This window comes from Nitrospira sp., assembly GCA_037045225.1.
Classification (GTDB): Bacteria; Nitrospirota; Nitrospiria; order Nitrospirales; family Nitrospiraceae; genus Nitrospira_A.
In genome coordinates, this window is record JBAOHZ010000009.1 from 3304741 (window position 1) to 3325679 (window position 20939).

Sequence of the window (20939 nt, forward strand, 5' to 3'; positions counted from 1 at the left end):
ATGCGACAAGTTCGATTCCAAGCTGCCATGTGAGTGGGTCGTCGTGTCTGGTGCAAAAAGTGGATTTCCCTACGGCCTTCTAGTGCAGGCAAACTCTCGCGAATAACCACGATGACCTATTCCGCCACCGTTCAATTTCTGTACGGCCTGCAGCAGCACGGCATCAAGTTGGGGCTGGAGACGATTCGTACCCTGCTGACCAGGGTGGGAGAGCCGCATCGTCGTTACCCGGTGCTCCACGTCGGAGGGACCAACGGAAAAGGTTCCACTGCGGCGATGACCGCTGCGATGTTGCAGGCCGCCGGGTATCGAGTTGGCCTCTATACGTCTCCGCATCTGATCGACTTCCGCGAGCGCATCCGAGTCAACGGCGTGATGGTTTCGGAGGAGACGGTCGGCAGACTGGTCGATACCTTGCGCGGTGCCGCTGCACCCGATCTCGCCCCTACGTTTTTTGAGTTCACGACGGCGTTGGCGTTCCAGTATTTTGCGGAATGCGGAGTCGAGGTGGCGGTGCTTGAGGTTGGGCTGGGCGGGCGGTTCGACGCCACCAACGTCGTGGAGCCGCTGGCCTGCGCCATTACGACGATTGGCCTGGACCACGAGGCGTATCTCGGGTCCACGCTGGAGGCGATCGCGGGTGAGAAGGCGGGTATCGTCAAAGCTGCCGTGCCGGTTGTGCTCGGTCGCATCGAATCCTTGGCTCGCCGGGTCATTGAACAGCGCGCGTCGGAGGTGAACGCTCCCGTGTTTTGTTTCGAGCGCGAGTTTCAGTGCGACGGTCCGTCAACGGCCGATTGCCGGTATGCGGGAATGGTGGCAACGTACGATCACCTGTCCTGCTCGCTGCAAGGACGGTTTCAATTGGACAATATCGCCTGCGCCCTCGCCTTGATCGAACTTGCCCGCGAGCGCGGGTTCGTGGTGCCTGAACCGGCGGTGCGGAGTGGATTGCAACATGTCGCGTGGGAAGGCCGTTTGGACATGGTCGGCCAGTCGCCGGCGATCATGGTGGACGGAGCCCACAATCCCGCAGCTGCGGCTGTGTTGGCTGAGTATCTCGCTGATTGGCGGCGTGGCAGGCCCGGAGCGCGGGTCAGTCTGATTGTGGGGATGATGCGCGACAAACATCCGCGTGCATTCCTTGCGCCGTTGTTGCCACAGGTGGATACGTTGATCCTGACGCAGGCGGATTTGCCGCGTGCCTCCACCGGCCCGGAACTGCACACGCTGCTGCACGACTGTGCGCCGTCGGCCCTGGTCGCGGCCACCCCCGCCGATGCGCTGGCGCTTGCCAAGCGATTCGCCACGCCGTCCGATCTGATTTGTGTCACGGGTTCCTTGATGCTGGTCGGCGAGATCAAGGCCCTTCTTCGAGGGTGTGCCCTCTCACCTGTTCGTGGTTGAGATGGGGCCAGACTGCTACTCGGCTCCCATATGGCGGCGGGCGACTGGTTGTCCGTTCCCGGTGGTCCTGCTTACGCTCCTCCTCAGCCTGTGTCTCTTCGTCGGATCTGCTCGGGCGGAGTCAACGGTGACCACCGCTTCGCCGGCTAACCAACCCCTTACCGTCACAGCCGAACGCATCGATCATCTGCAGGAGCAGGAGGTCTACGAGGCGGATGGGTCGGTGGTGGTGACGCAAGGGTCGCTTCGGCTCACCGCCGATCATGTCACGATTAATTCACTGCCCGGTACGTTAGTGGCGACCGGGCATGTGCATTTCTCCGACTCGAGTTCCGAGCTGACCTCGGAGCGGCTGGAATTGAATGTGAATACCGAAGCCGGAGTCGTGGCCCATGGATCGATGTATATTCGGCAAAGCAATTCGTTTTTCACCGGACGGAGCATCCGGCGGCTGTCCGAAGATCACTACCGGATCAAGGACGGCTCGTTTACCAATTGCGACGCCAGGGACGGCGAAGTGCCGGCCTGGCGCTTCAAGTTCGACGATCTCGACGTAAACACGGGTGAGAGTATTGGGCTGAAACGGGCCTGGCTCTGCATGCGCGATACGCCGATCATTCCCGTGCCGACGCTGACCTATCCTCTGACCACCCGCCAAAGCGGGTTCCTCATCCCGACGCCGGGGTATGACAACCGGTTCGGGCTGCATTACCAGCAGGGCTATTTCTGGGCGATCAACCCCAGCCAGGATCTGACGATCGCGCCGTCGTATTATTCCAACCTGGGATACGGCAGCGATTTTACCTATCGCTACTACATGAATCGGCGTTCGAGCGGGCAGTGGTTCGCGAGCTTTCTTCAGCAGACTCAATTGCCGAATGTATCGGGTGTCGACCAGGCCGGTGGCGGCGAGCGGCGTTTGCGAGGCATTATTAGCGGCCAGCATGTGCAGCAGGTGACGGACACGCTCCTGGTGCGAGGGCAGGCGTCGTTCGTGTCGGATCGGCAGTATCTCCAGCAGCTCAGCAATTCGGGGGCGCAGCGGGCGTCGCCCAGTGGTGAATCGACATTGCTCGCCACACAACGTCTGCCGTATGGCAGCGCTTATTTTCTGGGCCAGTATCTCCAGCCGTTGAATTCGGGCGGACCCGATACATTCCAGCGTCTTCCGGAGGTCGGCTACGTGTTGCCGAATACCTCGGCGTTCGGGCTGCCGCTGCTCATGAACCTCGACAGCAATTTTGTGAATTTCTATCGGGAACAGGGGTTCACGGTGAATCGCATGGATTTCATGCCGGGCCTCACCACTGATGTGATCGATGTCGGACACGTGATCGGCCTGACGCCGCATGTGAAGTTCAAGGAAGTGTATTACACGCGCGGGATTCAGGAGGCGAGCCCGCTTCACCGCGAGACCTTTTGGGCGGCCATGGATGCGTCGTCACGACTGAGTCGTCGGTATACCGGAGGAGACGGCGGGAGTTTTCTGCACACCATTGAGCCGAGTGTGATGTATGAATACGTCCCCGGCAGCAGTCAGTCCCAGATTGCGCAGATCGATCAGGTCGACGATATTCCGAAGAAGAACCTGCTGACCTACTCACTCCGGACCAAGCTGCTTGAACAACAAATCAATGGCCAATCGTTCAACTGGCTGGATCTCACCGTGGCGCAGAGTTACCACCTGGGTGCGGTGCAGACGCGTGCGCGCGAGTTTACTCCCGGAGTCCTACCGTTCTTGGGTTCGCTGACGCAACCTCTGCAGCCGGCCATGGTGGACGTGCAGGGGCGGAAGATGTCCGATCTCTGGATGCGGGCGGTGATCGGCAATACTGCGCCGGAATTTTACCGGCCCCCATCCGTGAACGAGGCGCTTGGGCAGAACGTGACGTCCACGCAGATGCTGCCTCCGATGAATTCGTATCTCACGGTCGATGCATTTCTCGATCCCTACCGAGGGACCTTCAGCCAGTGGAATACCGATCTTCGCCTGCAGCAATCCAACTATTGGTATTTCGAGGTCGGGCAGCGATTCAGTCAGGACGGCAACCGGGTTCGACGCGGTGATATTTGGAATCCGGTCTCGTTTAACGAGGTCTATGCTCCAACAAAAGAGATTCAGTTCGCGACGATCGGCGGTGGTTTCAGGACGCCGTGGGGGTGGAGCATCGGGGCCAAGGGCTATTATGATGTCAAAGGCGGCCGGAGCCCTGAATACGACGTGGTCGCCCTCTATCAAAACCCGTGCAAGTGCTGGTCGCTCGGACTGTACTATCTGCAGTTCCCGGACCGCCAGAGTTATTCCTTTATGTTGAGCATGACCGGGATCGGATGGACGCAGAATTTCGGCACGATCGTGGCACGCAGTATTCTGGGGCCCCTGTTGGTCGGAGATCGCGGCTTGCCTTGGGCCGAACATGGTGGGCCTTATGGTCGAACCCAGAATCCTCTGCCGATTCAATCGATGCCGATGGGTCGGTATTAGGCTGGACGATGTATGCCTCCCTGCTCCGTCATCCGATCCTCTCATCCGGCGAGGCTGTTCTCGTTCAGTTTTCAAAGGGAACTGCCCGTGTGCTTGCGGCGGCGTTCCACGTGAATAGGTCCGGCGGGCTTCGGTCTCAAGGGGCTGATGACGGCCGGCATGATTCCGGGTTTCGTTGACCGGTTGCCGGCGCGGGAAGGACCGCTGATTGTTGTGGTGACGAGGGGGGGAAGGAGGCGGACCCATGCGGATGAGGCAATCCTGGCTCTGCGTAGTGATCGGACTGCTGTGCTGGATGACCAGTCAGATCCTGGCCCCCTCTGACCTGTTCGCGGAGGAGCCGCCCTCCCATCTTCAACGTGCGGTGGTGTTTCTGAAGGCCGGTGACTACCGTCAGGCGGCCGTTCGGGATCGTCCCTCGGTTCGCACCTACGCGTTTCTCACCTATGTGTATCACGCGCTTGATGGATACCTTGAACACCTCTCGGCGACCGATCAATGGGTGCGTGTGGAGCAGCTGTACATGAATCTCGCGACTGGACGGAGTGAGGATTTGATCGATCCGCCGGATGTGCTTGCACGGATCGCAAAAGAAGTGATTCAGCAGGCGGTACAGCGACAGTCCGACGTCACTGCGGCGATGGCGGCGCGGTTGGATGCGGCCGTGGTGAAGCAGCTCTGGCAGGAGCAGGATGCCTGGCGGCGGGCAAAACCGGCCGACTGGTGGTCCGGTGTGCCTCCTGAGTGGCAGTGGGAGCGGCGGTGATTTGACTCTCGTAAAATCATGTTATAGGATGACGAACGGTGTGTGGAGACGCTTCAGCACATTGAGAACGATGGTATCGTAGGTCGGTTGAGCGAAGGAGGACACTGTGGCAGGCGATGCGTTGAAAGCGACTGATGCGACGTGGGATGAAGATGTGATGAAGGCATCCGAATTAGTGATGGTGGATTTTTGGGCAGTCTGGTGCGGACCGTGTCAGATGGTTGCGCCGATCGTCGATGAACTCGCCAAAGAATATACTGGTAAGATCAAGGTTCGTAAGCTCAATACCGATGAAAATCCTGAAATTGCCGGTCGTTATCAGGTCATGAGCATTCCGACGATTTTGTTCTTCAAGAACGGACAAGCGGTTGAGCGGTTAGTCGGCGCGCGTCCGAAACGCCAGTTCAAAGAAATTATCGATTCGTTGCTCGCACAACATTCCGGCGCTGCCTAGCGCCTGATTTTCAGCGGCATGCTGACCGAGCTGCGCATCTCGAATTTCGGCGTGATTGAGCAGCTGGCCGTTCGTTTCGGCTCCGGTTTCATCGTGTTAACGGGTGAAACCGGAGCCGGCAAGTCCCTCCTGATCGATGCGGTGACACTCCTTGTGGGGGGCCGCGCTTCCGTTGATCAAATCCGCGCCCAGGCCGAAGAGGCCGATCTTGAAGCGGCGTTCGTGTTGCCGCCCGATCATCCCATTCTTCGATTGCTTCAGTCCAAGGAGTTTTCACATCCCGGTGAGACGGATATCGTCGTCCGACGAGTGATCTCCCGCACCGGGCGCAATCGCACCTATCTCAACGGCAATCTGTGTCCGGTTCATCTGTTGGAAGAATTGGGCGGCGCATTGGTGGACGTGCACGGACAGCATGAACAACAGTCGTTGCTGTCTGCCTCGGCTCAGTTGGAGTCTCTGGATGCCTTCGGCAGACTGCAGACCTTGCGTCAAGACTACCAGGTAGCGTATCGCGCGTGGCAGGAACGGGTCGACGAACTGGCCACGGTGAGCACTCAGATCGTTCAGCGCCGGGAGCGGGAAGATCTTCTCCGCTTTCAATTTCAGGAGCTTGCCGATACCGCCGTGGAAGCAGGGGAAGACGCGCGGCTCGAGCAGGAGCGCCCGCGACTGATGCATAGCCAGCAACTGGGCGACCTGTCCGATCAACTCCACCAGTTATTGTACGCGGGTGATCAGGGGGTACTGAGCCTGCTGGCATCCGGGCGCAAACTGCTCGCGAAGATGGAGACGATCGACCCGACTACGGTTGAATGGATGCGAGTGGTGGACGACGCGGTTGTGCCTTTACGAGATCTGGCCGATCAGGTCCGGCATTATCGGGATCAAGTTGAGGCCAATCCAGCTCGATTGATGGAGATCGAGCAGCGGTTGGATCGGTTGCATCGGCTCAGTAAGAAATACGGCGGCTCAGTGGATGCCATGCTGGCGTTGCACGAGTCTCTGCGGATCCAGCTCGCCCAATTGGATACGGCGGAGACCCAGCTGGAGGATCTGGCGCGTGCTGTCGACGATGGGGCGAGGCGTGTCGGTGAGCTGGCCGGACGTCTCTCGCGTAAGCGAGTCGAGGCGGCAAAGAAGCTGATGATGCAGGTGACAAAAGAATTGAGTGCGCTTCGTATGGAGCGCACGCACTTCGGCGTGGAGGTCGTTCCGTTGACCGGCGCCACGACCTATGCCCAGACGGGACAAGACTCCGTGGAGTTTGTCTTTTCGGCCAATCCTGGTGAGCCGCTCAAGCCGCTCGCGAAGGTTGCCTCCGGTGGAGAACTGTCTCGTGTCATGTTGGCCTTGAAAACCGTGTTGGCCGAGAGTGATCGAGTGCCCGTGCTAATTTTTGATGAAGTCGACGCCGGTGTCGGCGGAGCGGTGGCTGAGGTGATGGGAACGCGCCTTCGTGACCTGAGTCGGCATCACCAAGTGTTGTGCGTGACGCATCTTCCGCAGGTCGGGTCTCAGGCCCATGCGCATTATCTGGTCGAGAAACAGGTGCGACAGCAGCGCACTGTCACGCAGGTCAGGCTGCTGACGGAGCGCGAACGAGAAGAGGAAGTCGCCCGAATGTTAGCCGGGGTCACGGTGACCAAGAGCGCGCGTGCGGCAGCGGCTGAAATGATCGGTGGGGCTAAGGAGCGGCGTGCGCGGTCGGATTAACTTGCAGGTGAGGTTTTCGCGATAGCGAGAGCGGGCAGAGAAGACTTGCATTCCCGCACCACCTTGGCAAACAGCTCGGTCAGTCTTGGATCGAAGCGGGTATCCGCTTGAAGCACGATCTTGCGGATGGCGTCGTCGATGGACATCGGTAGGTGCCCCGGCATATCAACCGTCAAATTGTCGAAGGCTTGGGCGATGGCGACGATGCGCGCCAGGAGTGGAATGCCTTCCCCCTCAAGGCCGTGGGGGTTGCCCAATCCGTCGAACCGTTCATGGTGATAGGCAACGATCTGTCCTACCTCAGCCTGAAATCCGAGTGGCAGCAACATCCGCGCCCCGGCTTCGGAATGTTCCTTGGCGTGGGCGCCGTTCTTAATCCCATCCTCATCATCCGGTGAATACTTATAGTTGGGAAGACAGATCTTTCCGATGTCGTGGAGGAATGCCCCCAGCGCGAGTGCTTTCTGCTCGGGAAGGGGGAGATTCAATTGGTTGGCGAGGAGCGAGGCGTAAAAGCTGACGCGGCTGCAGTGGTTCAAGAGCTGACGGTCTTTCGCTTCAAGGAGATCGGACAATAGGGGGATCAAGGTTGTGACATCGTTTGTATTGGCGTCGGCCTCCGGGGTGGATTTACCGATGGCGGAATAGTTGGTGTGTAAATCTTTCCAGGCCTGAGTCGCGTCCTGCTCCGTACCCCACAGGGCTGTCGATGTTTTCAGAAACGAGCGTAAGTAGTCGAGCCGCTGTTTTTTCTCGAGCGTTTGGTTGATCAGCGTAATCAGTTCGGTGACGTTGAACGGCTTGAGGAGGTACCCTGCGGCGCCGTGCCGGATCCCTTCCATCGCAGACTTCAAACTGCCATAGCCGGTAATGATGATGACTTCAATGTCTGCGTAGTCTTGTTTGATGTCTTGCAGCAGGTCGATACCCTGGCGGTCGGGTAACTTCTGGTCGAGCGTGATCAGGTCGATGTGCTGGTCTTTGAGGACTCGCAGGGCTGATTTGGCGTTGTCGGCGGAATGAATGGTGAAGAAGGGGCGAAGAATTACTTTGAGCGCGTCCCGCGGACCTGTTTCATCGTCGACAACCAGGACCGACGGCTTCGTGCCTACAGATTCAGCTGGTGCATGGGTCCCCATCCAGAGCGCTCCAGGGTGTAGTGCAAGCTTTAGCGGACGTGAAACGCAAAACCCATACCGTTCATATTCCTATGAAACCAAACAGTATATAGCAGGTCTTGCGCATCGTGGCCACTAGATATTTGGTGTAGGTACTTTTGCCTTTGATGAAATGACACAGGTTGTAGAGCACTGTTGCCCCACTCTGTGTCATTCATGAGTCAGTGAGGGGTCAGACGTGCTCCCGTTGTCGGGTCTGCTGATGCCCAAAGTATCCATGCGATATTTCAGCATGCGCCGGCTGATGCCGAGCATGGTGGCGGCATGAGTTTGTACGTACGTCGTGCGTTTGAGCGCGTCGAGAATGATTTCTCGCTCGAATTCCATAACGGCTTTTTCCAGCGACATTCGTCCGGCCAGGGTATCGTCACGGAGCGAGGTTGATCGGGTGTCGGTCCGCAAGATATTCGGCAAGTGCTCCGGTGTGATCACGGGAGAACCTTTCGACCAGATGAATGCTTGTTCGATGATGTTCTCCATCTCGCGTACGTTTCCGGGCCAGGGATAATGCGAAACCAGCTCCAGGGAGTCTTTGGTGAATTCCTGAGGCGGGCGCTTTTCTTCTTCGATCCGTTTGGCCAGGAAGTGCTTGGCGAGGAGCGCGACGTCTTCGCCGCGTTCGCGGAGCGGAGGCAGATACAGCGCAATGACGTTGATGCGGTAATACAGGTCTTCCCGAAACTGGTTTTTCCGCACCATCTCATCCAGGTTCCTGTTCGTGGCCGCGACAATGCGCACGTCGACTTTGATGGACTGCACGCCACCGACCCGGGTGAACTCCCGTTCCTGTAACACGCGTAGGAGTTTGGCCTGTGTCGCCGGGCTGAGATCGCCGATTTCATCCAGGAAGAGCGTGCCGGTGTGAGCTAGTTCGAATTGGCCGACACGCCGTGCTGTCGCATCGGTGAATGAGCCTTTTTCGTGACCGAACAGCTCGCTCTCAATAAGGGTTTCGGGTAGGGCGGCGCAATTCAGCGCCACAAAGGGACGTTCTCGCCGCGTGCTGTTGTAATGGATGGCCTTGGCCACGAGTTCCTTGCCGGTCCCGCTCTCGCCGGTGACCAGGACGGTCGTGCGGCTGTCGGCCACTTGCTCGATTTTGGCGTAAATTTCCTGCATCGCCGGGCTCTTGCCGATCAGGTTGTGAAAGGCATAGCGCTGGACGACTTGTGCGCGCAAGTGGCGCACCTCCTGCTCCAACTCCTGTTTGCCCAGCGCGCGCTCGATGACGATCTGGAGCTCCTCGACGTCGAACGGCTTGGATAGGTAGTCGGCGGCGCCCAGCTTCATGGCGTCGACGGCGGTTTTTACCGATTTGGTGCCGGTCAACATGATCACGGGGATGGCTCGGTTTTCCGTGCGCATCGTTTGGAGCGCTGCCAGCCCGTCGGTTCCCGGGAGAATCACATCCAGCAGGACCAAGTCCGGTGCGTCGTGCTTGAAGCTCTTGAGGCCCTCAGCGGCGTCCGCTGCTTCGAGAATCTCATAGGTCGGTTCCAAAACCGTTTTCAGCGAGGCTCGGACTCGCGGCTCGTCATCGACAAGTAATACCCGTTTTTTCATGTTACTCCCGTACTGCAGAAACGGTGGTGCGCACATCCGGTATCGGAAGATTCACGGAAAACGTGGAGCCTGCCCCGATTCGACTCTCCACCAGCAGGGCGCCGCCGTGCTCACGAACGATCTGGTGGGCGGTGGTCAAGCCAAGGCCCGACCCATCACTCGCGCTGTTGGTGTGTTTAGTCGTGAAGAAGGGGTCAAAAATATGCTCGATATGATCGGGCGAAATGCCGCACCCCTCGTCTTCTACCTGTAGTTGCACCCAGGTTGTGCAGCCCACCGGCGGTAACAATCGCGTGCGGACTTGAATCAACCCGTGACCGTTGGGCATGGCGTCGAGGGCGTTCAGGAGCAGGTTCAGGAGCACCTGTTTGATTTGTTGCCGATCGAGCGACAGCAACGGCAGCTGAGGCGCCAGCGTCGTCTGGAGCCGAATACCTCGATGCGACGCGGGAGATGACACGAACCCGAGGCAGGAGACGACCAGTTCGTTCAGGTCCACCTCGCTCGGCTGCGGGGTCATGTAACTGGCATAGTCGAGGATCTCGTGGAGTAACTGCTCGATGCGGTGGACGTCCTGGATGGCGATTTGGCTGAATTCACGGATGAAGACCGGGTCGTGCTGCCGTTGCGGAGCGAGTTGAATGAAGGTCTTGATCGAAGTCAGGGGGTTACGGATTTCATGAGCAAATCCGCCGGCCAGAATCTCCAACGAGCGCAGTCGATCGGTTCGTCTCATCAAGGTAGAAGAGCGCCGCAAGTGGTCTTGCGCCAGGAGCTGATCGAACGTACTGCAGGCGATGCAGACGAGTGTCTCGGCCAGAACCAGGGTCTCCTCATCCGGACGAGGCTCCGTGCTGATCGGGCCGAGCGTGCAGAATCCGAGGACGTGCGTGGCGTTTCGAAGCGGAAGGCACAGCGCTGCGTGTAGGGATGCCATGGCTAAACCGGCCGGAGAAGATGAATTCTGGTCGTAGCGGAGACTGTGCGCCTCATCGGCCAGCCACGCCGGGAGTGCGTGATCATCCGGCAGACTCAGCGGGAGGCGCGAAGGGGTGTCCTGCCCCTGAGACGCAAGCAGGCGATACTGCCCGCCGGGCTCCTGTATCCAGAGAGCCGCCTCCGGCAGGCGCAGCTGTTCGGCCAGGGTCTTTAACAGGCTTTGAGCGAGACGTGGGAGGTCGGTCGCACAACCTACCGTGTCGGCGAAATTGCCGATGACTCTTAGGAGGTCTACGGAACCGGGTAGGGTTGGGGTATGCCGGCTGTGCTCGTGGAGTGTCATAATCCTGCGCAGAAAATATCGATCCGGGCACCATCGTATCGGTAGTGCCGCCCATGACACCGCATGACTCGTGCTTGTGGATGAAGTATATAGGCGCGGTTTTGTTTCAGCCAGCGGAATCAGGTTTTTCGGCGACGGCGAGCAGGATCTGTCCGGAGAATGTCCGCACGAGTCTCGGCGGAATCGTCGTGAGCTGGGAAAGGCGGGCGGAGAGGGCCTCCTCCTGGAATGCGTGCAATTGACCGACACGCAACGCGACACACGATTGGGCCATGCGGTTCAGTATCAGGCGGGCCTCTCCGGTGAACGCGTCGACGCCTTGTTCCTGCAAGGCGGGGCGATAGAGTGCGGCCAGATCCGCGAAGGGAGTGAGGGCGCTGATGACGAGCTTTCCCCCAGGTCGAAGGACACGGAAGAGTTCTCGAAGCGCATGGAGCGGAGATCGTGAAAAGGTGAGGGAGAGATTTGCCACGATGCGATCGAATGACTGGTCTGCGAAGGGAAGAGTTTCCAGCGAGCGGCCGAGCACCCACTGCTGAGTGACCGGGGTCGGTCCCGAGATACGCCCTGAAAACAACTGATCTACGTGTGTGAGCGCGTCGTGTGTGGCGGATTGCGCGTCCTGCAGCGCTGCGAATGAAACGTCCATGCCGACATAGTGCAGCGGCTGGTTGTGATGCCAGGTGTGCGCACGGAGGCGGTAGGAGAGATTCAGGAGCAAGAGTCTGGAGAAGGAATGCATGCCGCAGCCGACGTCGAGTAGCGTCAGTCCCCCGTCGAGTGGCTGGAGGAGTTGATACAGCTGGTCGACGTATTGCCAGTGCGCCGGGAGCTCATCCAAGGTCCGCGTGAGATCGATGTGCGCAGCCCAAAGGCGTTCTCGGCCACCGATTCCTGTCGCATACTTGATGCGAAGTTGATCTCGCTCGAAACGGACGCGAACAGATGTTGCGCGCGAAAGATCGTGGGCGGCTAGGGTGGAAGGGGGGTGCGCGAAGGTGTCCGGCTTCGAACAGAGCTGTGCGATTCGTTGCCAGGTTGCGTGGCGTGCTGTCGGGGTGACGGTGTCGGCGGTCAGCAGAGGAGATGAGAGGAGCACCCGGCTTCCTCGTGCTCCGAGTCGATGGAGCACATCGTCCAGAAGCGCCGGGGTCGGGTTGGGTATCTGCGAGTCCGTCGTACCTGGTCCGGCCGTAAGAAGCACGACGTCGGTTTCACAGTGCGTGAGATCCTCCTGGAGTGCTTTCAGATCCGTATAGTGTGCCGCCACGGCATCGGCGAGGAAATGGTCGATATCGAGTGGAATACCCAAGAGGTTGCCCAGCCCCAGTCGGACCCCCGCGAGATGTTCCTGCAGGATATCTCGTTGATGGAGGCTCGTCAGGCAATGTTGGAGATCGAGTGTGGGGTTGAGAAGGAGAAGGCGACGGATCCGTCGGTGCCAGTCTTGCCGACGTAGGGTGATCCGCCCGAGGAGGTCGTGTGCCAAAATAGTGATCGAGGCTCCCGGGCATTCCTTCTGTGCGAAACTCAGTACCGCATCAAGGTCATCTTCCAGGGAGGTAAGTGTAGTTTGCGCCGCATCCCCGCCACTGAGCCCGATGTGACGGCTGTGATCGTATCGAATCACCTGTACCCCTGAACCGACGAGCGCATAGGCGAAGCCCACGAAGGCTTGTTGCGTGACTCCATACCCGGGGCAGAGCAGCATCAACGGAGGCGGTTCGCTGTGTGTGTGCGAGGGAACATCGTGGCTGAGGGCAATGGTGAGTCCCGCAGGATTGCGTACGGTATGTGTGGTGGTGCGCACTGGCGAATTGGCCACCGATTCGGCCAGATCTTGCGGCGCACGGATTCGCGGCGCAAGCAGGCTTCGGAGTCGGTGCTCTTGTGCTGGAGAGAGTTCTTCGAATCGTATCCCGAGTCGGCATCGCACTGTTTCTGGAAGCATCGGACTCCCCGTTGGCCTGGTCGGGGGGCGACGGGTCCAGACGATACGTGCCGGCCACGGTTCTTCGGAACCTTCAAGCTGAGAGTCGATCGGGGAAGGCGTGTTCGGCTCGATGAGGACCAGGTGAATGATCTGGTGAATCTTTGAGGGTTCCGAATCGTCAGGTAGTTCGATGCAGGCTCCGTCTAAGCTCAGATTGAGGGCAAGCCAGGGAGGGCGGGTCGATGTACCGGCCTGCCGGATCAAACATGGGACGTGTAGGCGTATGGCTTCACGTCTGTCTGCGGGGCTTGTCGTGGATGGGAGGCCATCGGCGGGATGGCGGTCTGTGGGAGAAGACAGTGGAAGGATCAACCCCTCGAAGGTCACGACGGTCGAGCCGTCCTGCAACCCCTCGAGCAGCGACCGGAGGACATTGCGATCGCGCTCACTGCCGGGAGAAAACGCGATCACGAAGTGTGTGATCGCTTGAAAGGGGAGGTCGGCCGACGTTGCGGGCCGTTCGTGTACCACGCCTTGCAGCTCGAGGAAACTCACCGGTGTTTTGATGACGACATAGGCCGGTTGCAGGTGGATGGAGGGCGCCAGATCATGGACGGTCAGGAGCGCGCCACCCGTACTTATGTTCCGTAGCAGGCCTCGAAGGGCAGTGCCTCCGATCGATAATTGGACGGGAAGCGAGAACAGCTTGCGCTCGGATCGGCGCCGGTCTGATTGGTGTTGTGCTGGGGGTTGAGCAGGTGTGTGAATCGTGCTGCGTGTCCTGTGCGGGATCGTAACGATCGAAGATTCGGGGGCCTGATCGGTGCTGGCAGCGTACGCGAGATCAGTCGAAGCAGGGATTCGAACTGTGATGGTCATTCCTCCCTCTGGCGCGTGCTCGATTTCGATAGCGCCTCCGTGTGCCTGGACAATCTGGTGCGCGCGAAAGAACTCTTCAGGTGAAGTCGGGCTGTCAAGCTGTTCGCGCGAGGCTCCCAAGCGATGTCCGGAGGTTCCCCTGATGGTGAAGCTCGCATACGATTGTGGAACGCTCGAGTCCGGAGGAGTATGGCGTGCCATGGCGCCACGCTCGGGTGCAGGGAGAGGAGCTGTTTCAAGGAGGAGCGTAGGAGGAGTGCCGGAATCAGTGGCCTGGCGATGCGCATAGCCGAGCAGGATTCTCACGAGATGTTCCAGGGCGTCCGCTGCACCTTGAACGCGCGGAAGGTGTTCAGCAAAGCGCGTGGTGACGAGGACCTCCGCTCCCTCCGGTTCCTGCCGGATTGTGTGCAGAGCCATCTGAATAATGTCGTTCAGCGAAAGGGGGGCGAACTGCAAAGAGGGAGCATGGATTGCCTGGACCAGTTGGTGGCCGAGTTGGCTGGCCCGCGAGGCCTTTTCAACCATCGTTTCGACATGCTGTTCGATCTTGCTGTCTTGAATGGAGCTCAGCAACCGTTGGGAGTCCTGTAAGAGCGTGGTGAGAGGTTGTTGGAGTTGGCGCGAGACCAGGGCTGCCTCCCGGGACAGGGTGAGCTGGCGGTTGGTTTCCTGGAGCCGTGATTCCAGTTCCGCGAGGCGGTCTTGCTGCGCTTTCTGTTGAGAAAGGTCGCGCAGTATGCCCACGGTGCCGAGATAGCGGTGTGTTGAGTTGAAGAGCCCCTTGGCGGTGATCTCAACCGCGATCGGCGTCGGGGGTTCATCCGATGCCGATTTTCGATAGAGGGTGAGTTCAAGTCGGCGTACCGAACGATTGCCTGCCCGACGTTCGTTCAGTCGGAATCGCCCACTTGATTCTTGAAGGGGAGGCAGCAGGATCGAATAGTGTTGGCCGGCAAGTTCCTCGGGGGTGTATCCCAACACGGCGGTCACGCTGGCGCCCACGTAGACAAAGCGACCTTCTCGATCCAGTTCGTAGACCAAGTCGCTCAACGTCTCGATCACTCGTTGGTGGCGTTGGAAGGTGTGGTCGAGTTTCATTTGGAGGTCGCGCTTTTCAACCGCTTCCTGCACCGAAAACAACAGCTCGCTCACGAAGCCGGGTGAACGTTTGAACAGAAGAAAGTCGGCCCCGTTTTGTAGTGCCTGGACGGCTGTATGGGAGTCACTGTCGTTGGTCTGGAGGAGGATGGCCGCATAGGGCGCATTGCGACGAAGGCGAGCAAGAATGTCGAGGCCGCGTTCCGGTGCCAAGTCCTGATCGAGAAGAATGATGTGCCATTCGTTCTGTTGGCTGAACAGCAGGGCCTCTTCGGAGGAGTAACCAGCCTCGATCCGGCAGCCGGTAAAGAACCCTCTCAGGCTGGAGGTGACCAACTTGATTTCGTCAGGTCGTTCATTGATGAGGAGGATATTGAGGGTCGGTTCAGGCAGCGACATGGAAGATTTCATGGTCCTCAAACAGGGGTACCATCATTCCACCGGGCTTCGGCTGGACGGACTTCTCGAACGGCATTACCGTATGGTGAAGAATATGTTCCCCCTTCCAACGGGACAATGATGGACTCAGGAAGTCGGTGGAATTGCATGATTGGTTCAATATCATACACCGCGTTGCGAATCCCAGCCCGCTGCCCGAGGGGGCGCGGCTACTTCGGTAGGGGCGTTCGATATGACAGGGGAACAAAAATGATCACATCCATGGATTCAGAGCCAATTATGGCAAGGAAGGTGAATCGGTGGTGGATTGCGTCGGCCATCTGAAGGCCGGGGTGGTGGAGTGGATGGGGAGCAATGCTCACCGCAGTCACATGACTACGGTGAGCGGGGACTTGTCGAGCTTAGTGCGCTGAGGCGGTGTGGGAGGATTGCGGGCACACCCCAGGAGTCATATACAGCAGGTAGTTTCCCATTCCATGCTGGATGTTGGGATTCTGGAGGGGATGGTGGTGGACCATCACCATTTCATAATTATCCTGTTTGGTGACCGTGAACCCTTTGTCATTTCTGTAGACCTGGTGGGGGCGAAAATCGCGAAACGTACCGTCGGCATCCACTTCCGGAACCGTCCGTAGGAGGGTTTCGTTGAGGGTTTTATTCTCCAGGGCGACCATGAGGAGTTCGTCGTGGCCATGCGGATAGGCAAACTTGACGCAGCCGTCCATGTTGAATTTCAGGGGGGCGGAGAGTACGGAGACGCCAGACTTGATTTCGATACCCTCGTCGGTCTGGTCAGCGCCCCGTTGGGCGAACTTGCTGTAGCAGACAATGTTGACGCCCACCTGGTAGACATCCATTTCCTGCACCTTGGTGCCCTTCGGCGCAATATACATGGTGAACCGGGCCATCACATCTTTTGTCGGTGGAGCTTTGTGATAGAACGCCACCACGGACATGAGGTTTTCTCCTTTGCCCAGTTTCACCCCGTAACCATCGGGAAATCGCGCTTCCGTCATTTCCAAGCCGGCGCCGGCGAAAAACAACGGTTCCCCGTCACAGGAGACGCTGGGCTTGTCGTTGTTAAGCATGAGAATGTGATGGAGGTAGTTCTTCGGGAGCGGTTGGCCGTCTTGGGTAAAGACCTCGGACTTATACCCGATCATGTACGTGTCTTCCGGCAACTGGAATACTTTTTTGGGCATGCTGGAGGCCAGATCGCCGTCGTGCCCGGTCGGCAAATCGACAGGCCCGAATGTGAGGGTGACCGTACGGTCGTCGATGGTGATTTTCGTGTTGCCTAAACTCGGCATCGTCGGAATCGCGTGGTGATCGTGGCCACCGTCGGCGTACCCTATACTTGTGCCCATCAGCAGCATGACCATCACTAGTAGCGCACGATTCATAGCCCCTCCTCGTTATGACAGACCGGCCGTCCGTGAGTGTGTGTGTGAAACAATGTCGAGCAATGCAGGCGCCCGCTAGTGAGTCGTGGGGGGCGGGGTGAGGCGTTTCCACTGGTACGTGCCGCCATGTTGCCGGGGCGGAATGTTGTCTCTGGTGCCGACCCGCACGTACCACCAAATGCCCTTGGCTTCAGTGCCGTCTTCGGAGATCACGACCTCGAAGGCCCCTTCACGGTCATTGCCGGTTTGTTTCCAGGTACCCTGCCAGCGCCGGTCATTGAAACTGGTGGTCGAAAACTGCCCCCCCTGCCAGGTATAGGGGCCGTTGCCGTGGGCATCCAGTGTGGCGACATATTTCTTATTGTCCTCGACTTCAGTGACTTCCCATTCGCCGCTCAAATTGACGTCGTTCGACCCGGGCGCCGGATTGTCGGAGACGCGACGTATGGTGGCGTCGGGGGCAACTACGGCGGTTCCCATGCCGGTGTCGGGCTGTCTTGTAGACTCGTGCCAGGTCACGAGGGTCCAGGTGCCGTCCCGTCGTTCCATGACCCCTGTTTCACGCAACGGCATCACCATACGCTGGGTCATGTCTGCGGGATTGAGATAACGAATATAGTCCAATTCCATCGCGAACCAGGCGATATCTCCCTTGTGCCAGAACTGCAGATAGGTGATGGGAAGTTCTAGCTTGGCCACGGAGGTGAATTCGGTGTGCATGTCGGCCTCCAAGGCCGTCCAGCCGACATATTTATGTCCATCGATGGTGTATCCGACGGCGTCGGCATCGTGCGACATGTATTTGGACATGGTGGGGAGATCCCGGTCGGCGTTCGCTTGCACGATGACGCGCAACGTGGCTTCCGGATCAAGCGGCTCTTTGGCTGCTGCGAGCGAACTGAGCAGGATGATCGAGAGGCCGCAGATGAAGAGCCGGGACCGTAACCACAGGCGGTTGTATCGGGAGATCAAGGACTGAACAGGCATAAATAATATGCGAATTAGGTGGATGAAAACCTCGGGATTGTACGAGGCGGCAATTGAGCGAGGCTACCTGGGTCTTGAAGTGGTGTCAATCGATATTTGCCTCATTGGGTATCTCAGTAATGGTGCAGGCCACCACCGTCACGTTATCGATTCCTCCCGCATCAAGCGTTGCCTCGATGAGGGTACGGGTGACGCGCGCTGGATTCTGTTGATGAGGCCTGACGGTTTGCAAAATGTGTTCGTCGGTCAACATTTTGGTGAGGCCGTCTGAGCAGAGGAGCAGAAGGTCTCCGTTGAGAAGATCGACAACGAACAGGTCGCTTTCCAGGTGGGAGGCAAGCCCCATGGCGCGGGTGAGCACATGGCGGTTCGGGTGGCGTGCCGCCTGCTCAGGCGTCAGACGCCCGCTACGGACGTGCTCTTCAATCAGAGTATGGTCTTGCGTCAACTGTCTGATGATGCCGGCTCTCACCAGGTAGGCGCGGCTGTCGCCGATGTTGAGTACGAGGAGACGGGGCGTCGGCTGCGGCAGAAGATGGGCCAGGACAAGGGTCGTTCCCATGCCGCGTAATGCCGGGTGGTGCTCCGCATGGGTCAGTACGGAGGTCTGCGCCTGCTGTGCCATGGTCTCAAGACGAGCCGTCGCGTGCGTGGTGTCGTCGACATTGATGTCCGAGGCATTCTCTGCGAGCGTCGGCGCCAATTCAGCCAGCGAGTCCATCACCAGTTGACTCGCAACGTCTCCGCCGGCATGGCCTCCCATCCCGTCGGCCACGGCCCATAGCCGATGCCGATTGTCGACGAGAAACGTGTCTTGATTTGTGTGACGGACCAACCCGCGGTCCGTTTCTCCGAATGCCGTCCATTCCCACATGTCGGTGCGTGCTCAGGTTATCCGATCGGTAGGAGCGACTGGGGACCGTAGCGCATCGTGAGCCGGTCGTACAGCCACTCAGCCAGCGGCTCGAGGTTTCTGGTATCGGCGGCATTATACCGAATGAGCTGATCCAGCGCCGCCTCGTCGCCTGCTTGATAGTGGTGCCATAACCGAACGGCCTCCATTCCGTCGAGTGTCAACAGATCGGATTCTCGCGCGATGTCCAACTCGCGCTCGATGTGTTTAAGGCCTCCCTGCAGGCCCACGCGTCTCGCGGCGAAACAGAGATCGAAGTGGGGAATGGGCACCTGCAAGCCACTGAAACAGGTTTGGAGATACGGGATATCAAAGACGCTGCCGAAAAACGTGATGAGCAAGTCGGCTTGGTCTATTTCTTCTTGAATCGCGCCACGTGTCAGGTCCTGTCCGCCGACCAGAGTACGCATGCGACCTTGGCGATAGAGGCCGACGATCGTCACCTGCCCCTCGTGCGCGGACAGTCCGGTCGTTTCGATGTCCAGATAGAGCGCCCGCGGACCGAAGGTGCGGAACAGTCGCCAGTGGTCGCGGGTCGGCAGGCAGTCGGCAAAATAGGAGGCATTGCGGCGGTCAAGCTGTTCCTGCGCCGAGGCGAGGTCGTCATCGTACAGAGTTTTGCGCGAGGGGGAGATGCCGGGGATATGTGGCTCACGGCGAAAGGCCGCCCAATCAGCGATGCCACCCTCCCAGAGCCGCCGCTCCGTGGATGGGCCGATGCCCTTCAGGTGGACGAATGTCGAGGTCAACATCGTGCGGCCGCGATCCCCTTCCGCCTGGATTGTAGCCTTGATTTCAAGGGATAAACAAGTTAGAGTCCGCGACTGGTGCGGAGTTTCGTACACGTGAGCGGCACAGAGTGTTACGGTGTAGATGAGGGAACATGACCACGAACGGATCGGCGAAGCGTATTCGAATCAAGGTCGGCGGGATACAGTTGGAGGCAGAGTTGAAAGGCACGCGGACGGCCGAAGAACTCTACCGGGCGCTGCCCGCTGAAGGCCCATTGAATGTCTGGGGCGAAGAGTTCTATTTTAAGATTCCCGGTGTGAAGGACCATCGTGAAACGGCGACGACGCAAGTCAAAGTCGGCGACGTGGCCTTCTGGGGCGCCGGCCAGGTGTTGGCGATTTTCTTCGGTCGCACGCCGATGAGCATGGGCGCGGATCCCGTGCCTGCCGATCGGGTCAATGTGGTCGGTCGTGTGGTGGGGGATGCGGCGACGTTACGGCAGGCGATGACTGCGAGCACGATCCGCGTCGAACGGATTGAACAGGCGCCGTCGGTTGGGTAAGCTCTTAGGTAAGCTCATGCGTATCGGTGTTGTGGAGTGCATCGGATTGTCGACGGGGAGTGTGTGGCGATGAGGCTGGCAAAAGAGCGGGTCCATCACATGGCCGAATCAGTCATCGCTCGGCTTCACGAATTGGGCTACCTGGAAGTGACCGGGGATCGGAAGGCGTTGCGGGATTCGTTGGAACAGACGATGACGGAAGAACTCGGAGTCGAAGATCGTCTCAATGCCGAAGTACGCCGGATGATGCAGCCGTACGAGCGACAGATCGAGCAGGGACAGGTCGATTACCAGAAGATGTTCACGATGATCAAGCAGAAGCTGGTGCGCGAACGCGGCATTATTTTATAGGTGCGATCGGTACGTCCACGTTCGCCTTGTGGGAGCGTGGAGAGGCCGCCTCAGGACTGGAGTCTACCCCGTGATCAGCGACGATAAAGCCAGCCATCTTGCCCACCTTGCCCTCGGTGCCCTGAAGAAGAGTTCGCACTGCCGGTTTACTGAAGATGATGGGAAAGTGCTGCGCGAGATCAAGCGGGTAGTGGCCGCAGAATTAGTGTTGGAAGCGGAGGTCGATAAGAAAGTCCGGACCAAGCTGGCCTCCTACTCCCGACACATCGTGGAGGGGAGTCAGGAATGGGACGTGATGTATCGGAAAACTGCTGAAGAAGAACAAAAGAAGCGCGCCAAGCCCTAATCCGGCGTCGCGCGCGATTTCGACGAGGTTGTGTCATGAAAGCTCTCTGGATGGTTTTCTGTGTGATGGTGGTGTTGTTGCCCGCCTGCACTCACTCCAAGCCAAAACCGTTGGTTCCCTTGACGTTGGACTATGGGGTCAAGGCGGATGCCATCGCGCTGAACAATCAGGGGATGCAAGCGTATGTGGCCGGCCAGGTGGCGGAAGCCAAGGGCTTCTTTGGGCAGGTCATCAAAGCGGCGCCGGATTCCGGACAGGCCCATTATAATTATGCGCTCGCGCTGAATGCGTTGGGGGACACGGACCAGGCCCGTCTGGAGTTTATCGAGGCGGCTAATTTGGCTCCAGGAGATAAGGTGATCTGGGATTCTCCGGCACTCCGTCCTTTCGGGAGTCCCCAATCGCAAAAAGGGGGATCCAGAGAACATCCCTATGGGACACAGCGCCCGATGATCGGCAGCGGACCGCGCTGATCGGGTGAC

The 20939-nt window shown here is 58.8% G+C and carries 17 protein-coding genes; 9 read left to right on the top strand and 8 right to left on the bottom strand.

Annotated elements, in window-relative coordinates; genetic code table 11:
* Positions 1-111 precede the first annotated feature (111 nt).
* The 5 genes from V9G17_16485 (at position 112) to recN (ending at position 6828) form a co-directional block, all read left to right on the top strand.
* Positions 112-1407, top strand: a complete 1296-nt coding sequence (locus tag V9G17_16485; GenBank protein MEI2754193.1) for a folylpolyglutamate synthase/dihydrofolate synthase family protein — start codon at positions 112-114, stop codon at positions 1405-1407.
* A gap of 127 nt (positions 1408-1534) precedes the next feature.
* Positions 1535-3892, top strand: coding sequence for an LPS assembly protein LptD (gene lptD, locus V9G17_16490; protein ID MEI2754194.1), 2358 nt, complete (start codon positions 1535-1537; stop codon positions 3890-3892).
* A 244-nt stretch (positions 3893-4136) separates the two neighbouring features.
* On the top strand, positions 4137-4658 hold the full coding sequence (locus V9G17_16495; protein ID MEI2754195.1) for a hypothetical protein: 522 nt from the start codon (positions 4137-4139) through the stop codon (positions 4656-4658).
* 106 nt (positions 4659-4764) lie between these two features.
* Entirely contained in the window at positions 4765-5112 is a 348-nt protein-coding gene (trxA, locus tag V9G17_16500; protein MEI2754196.1) for a thioredoxin, read from the top strand.
* Positions 5113-5130: 18 nt separating this feature from the next.
* Positions 5131-6828 carry a DNA repair protein RecN gene (gene recN, locus V9G17_16505; GenBank protein ID MEI2754197.1) on the top strand — a complete coding sequence of 566 codons (1698 nt, stop codon included), beginning with the start codon at positions 5131-5133 and terminating at the stop codon, positions 6826-6828.
* On the opposite strand, the gene V9G17_16510 is transcribed toward recN, so the two are convergent.
* The 8 genes from V9G17_16510 to V9G17_16545 form a co-directional block, all read right to left on the bottom strand.
* Positions 6825-7967 carry an HD domain-containing phosphohydrolase gene (locus tag V9G17_16510; protein ID MEI2754198.1) on the bottom strand — a complete coding sequence of 381 codons (1143 nt, stop codon included), beginning with the start codon at positions 7965-7967 and terminating at the stop codon, positions 6825-6827. The genes recN and V9G17_16510 overlap by 4 nt on opposite strands.
* A 189-nt stretch (positions 7968-8156) precedes the next feature.
* Entirely contained in the window at positions 8157-9569 is a 1413-nt protein-coding gene (locus V9G17_16515; protein MEI2754199.1) for a sigma-54 dependent transcriptional regulator, read from the bottom strand.
* Between the two features lies 1 nt (position 9570).
* Positions 9571-10851: an ATP-binding protein gene (locus V9G17_16520; protein ID MEI2754200.1), complete on the bottom strand. Its 1281-nt coding sequence runs from the start codon at positions 10849-10851 to the stop codon at positions 9571-9573.
* Between the two features lie 106 nt (positions 10852-10957).
* A complete protein-coding gene (locus tag V9G17_16525) occupies positions 10958-15175 on the bottom strand; it encodes a PilZ domain-containing protein (protein MEI2754201.1) in 4218 nt (1405 codons plus the stop codon).
* 389 nt (positions 15176-15564) lie between these two features.
* Positions 15565-16566: a hypothetical protein gene (locus tag V9G17_16530; protein ID MEI2754202.1), complete on the bottom strand. Its 1002-nt coding sequence runs from the start codon at positions 16564-16566 to the stop codon at positions 15565-15567.
* A 75-nt stretch (positions 16567-16641) separates the two neighbouring features.
* Positions 16642-17553, bottom strand: a complete 912-nt coding sequence (locus V9G17_16535; protein MEI2754203.1) for a nuclear transport factor 2 family protein — start codon at positions 17551-17553, stop codon at positions 16642-16644.
* A gap of 85 nt (positions 17554-17638) precedes the next feature.
* Positions 17639-18427 carry a Stp1/IreP family PP2C-type Ser/Thr phosphatase gene (locus tag V9G17_16540; protein MEI2754204.1) on the bottom strand — a complete coding sequence of 263 codons (789 nt, stop codon included), beginning with the start codon at positions 18425-18427 and terminating at the stop codon, positions 17639-17641.
* Between the two features lie 17 nt (positions 18428-18444).
* Positions 18445-19218: a ribonuclease H-like domain-containing protein gene (locus V9G17_16545; GenBank protein MEI2754205.1), complete on the bottom strand. Its 774-nt coding sequence runs from the start codon at positions 19216-19218 to the stop codon at positions 18445-18447.
* Between the two features lie 131 nt (positions 19219-19349).
* On the opposite strand from V9G17_16545, the gene V9G17_16550 reads away from it, so the two are divergent.
* The 4 genes from V9G17_16550 to V9G17_16565 all read left to right on the top strand — a co-directional run bounded on the left by V9G17_16550 (position 19350) and on the right by V9G17_16565 (position 20930).
* A complete protein-coding gene (locus V9G17_16550; GenBank protein ID MEI2754206.1) occupies positions 19350-19760 on the top strand; it encodes a cyclophilin-like fold protein in 411 nt (136 codons plus the stop codon).
* 69 nt (positions 19761-19829) lie between these two features.
* Positions 19830-20111: a DUF507 family protein gene (locus tag V9G17_16555; protein ID MEI2754207.1), complete on the top strand. Its 282-nt coding sequence runs from the start codon at positions 19830-19832 to the stop codon at positions 20109-20111.
* 70 nt (positions 20112-20181) lie between these two features.
* Entirely contained in the window at positions 20182-20457 is a 276-nt protein-coding gene (locus tag V9G17_16560; GenBank protein MEI2754208.1) for a DUF507 family protein, read from the top strand.
* A 35-nt stretch (positions 20458-20492) separates the two neighbouring features.
* Positions 20493-20930 carry a tetratricopeptide repeat protein gene (locus tag V9G17_16565; protein MEI2754209.1) on the top strand — a complete coding sequence of 146 codons (438 nt, stop codon included), beginning with the start codon at positions 20493-20495 and terminating at the stop codon, positions 20928-20930.
* The last annotated feature ends 9 nt before the right edge of the window (positions 20931-20939 follow it).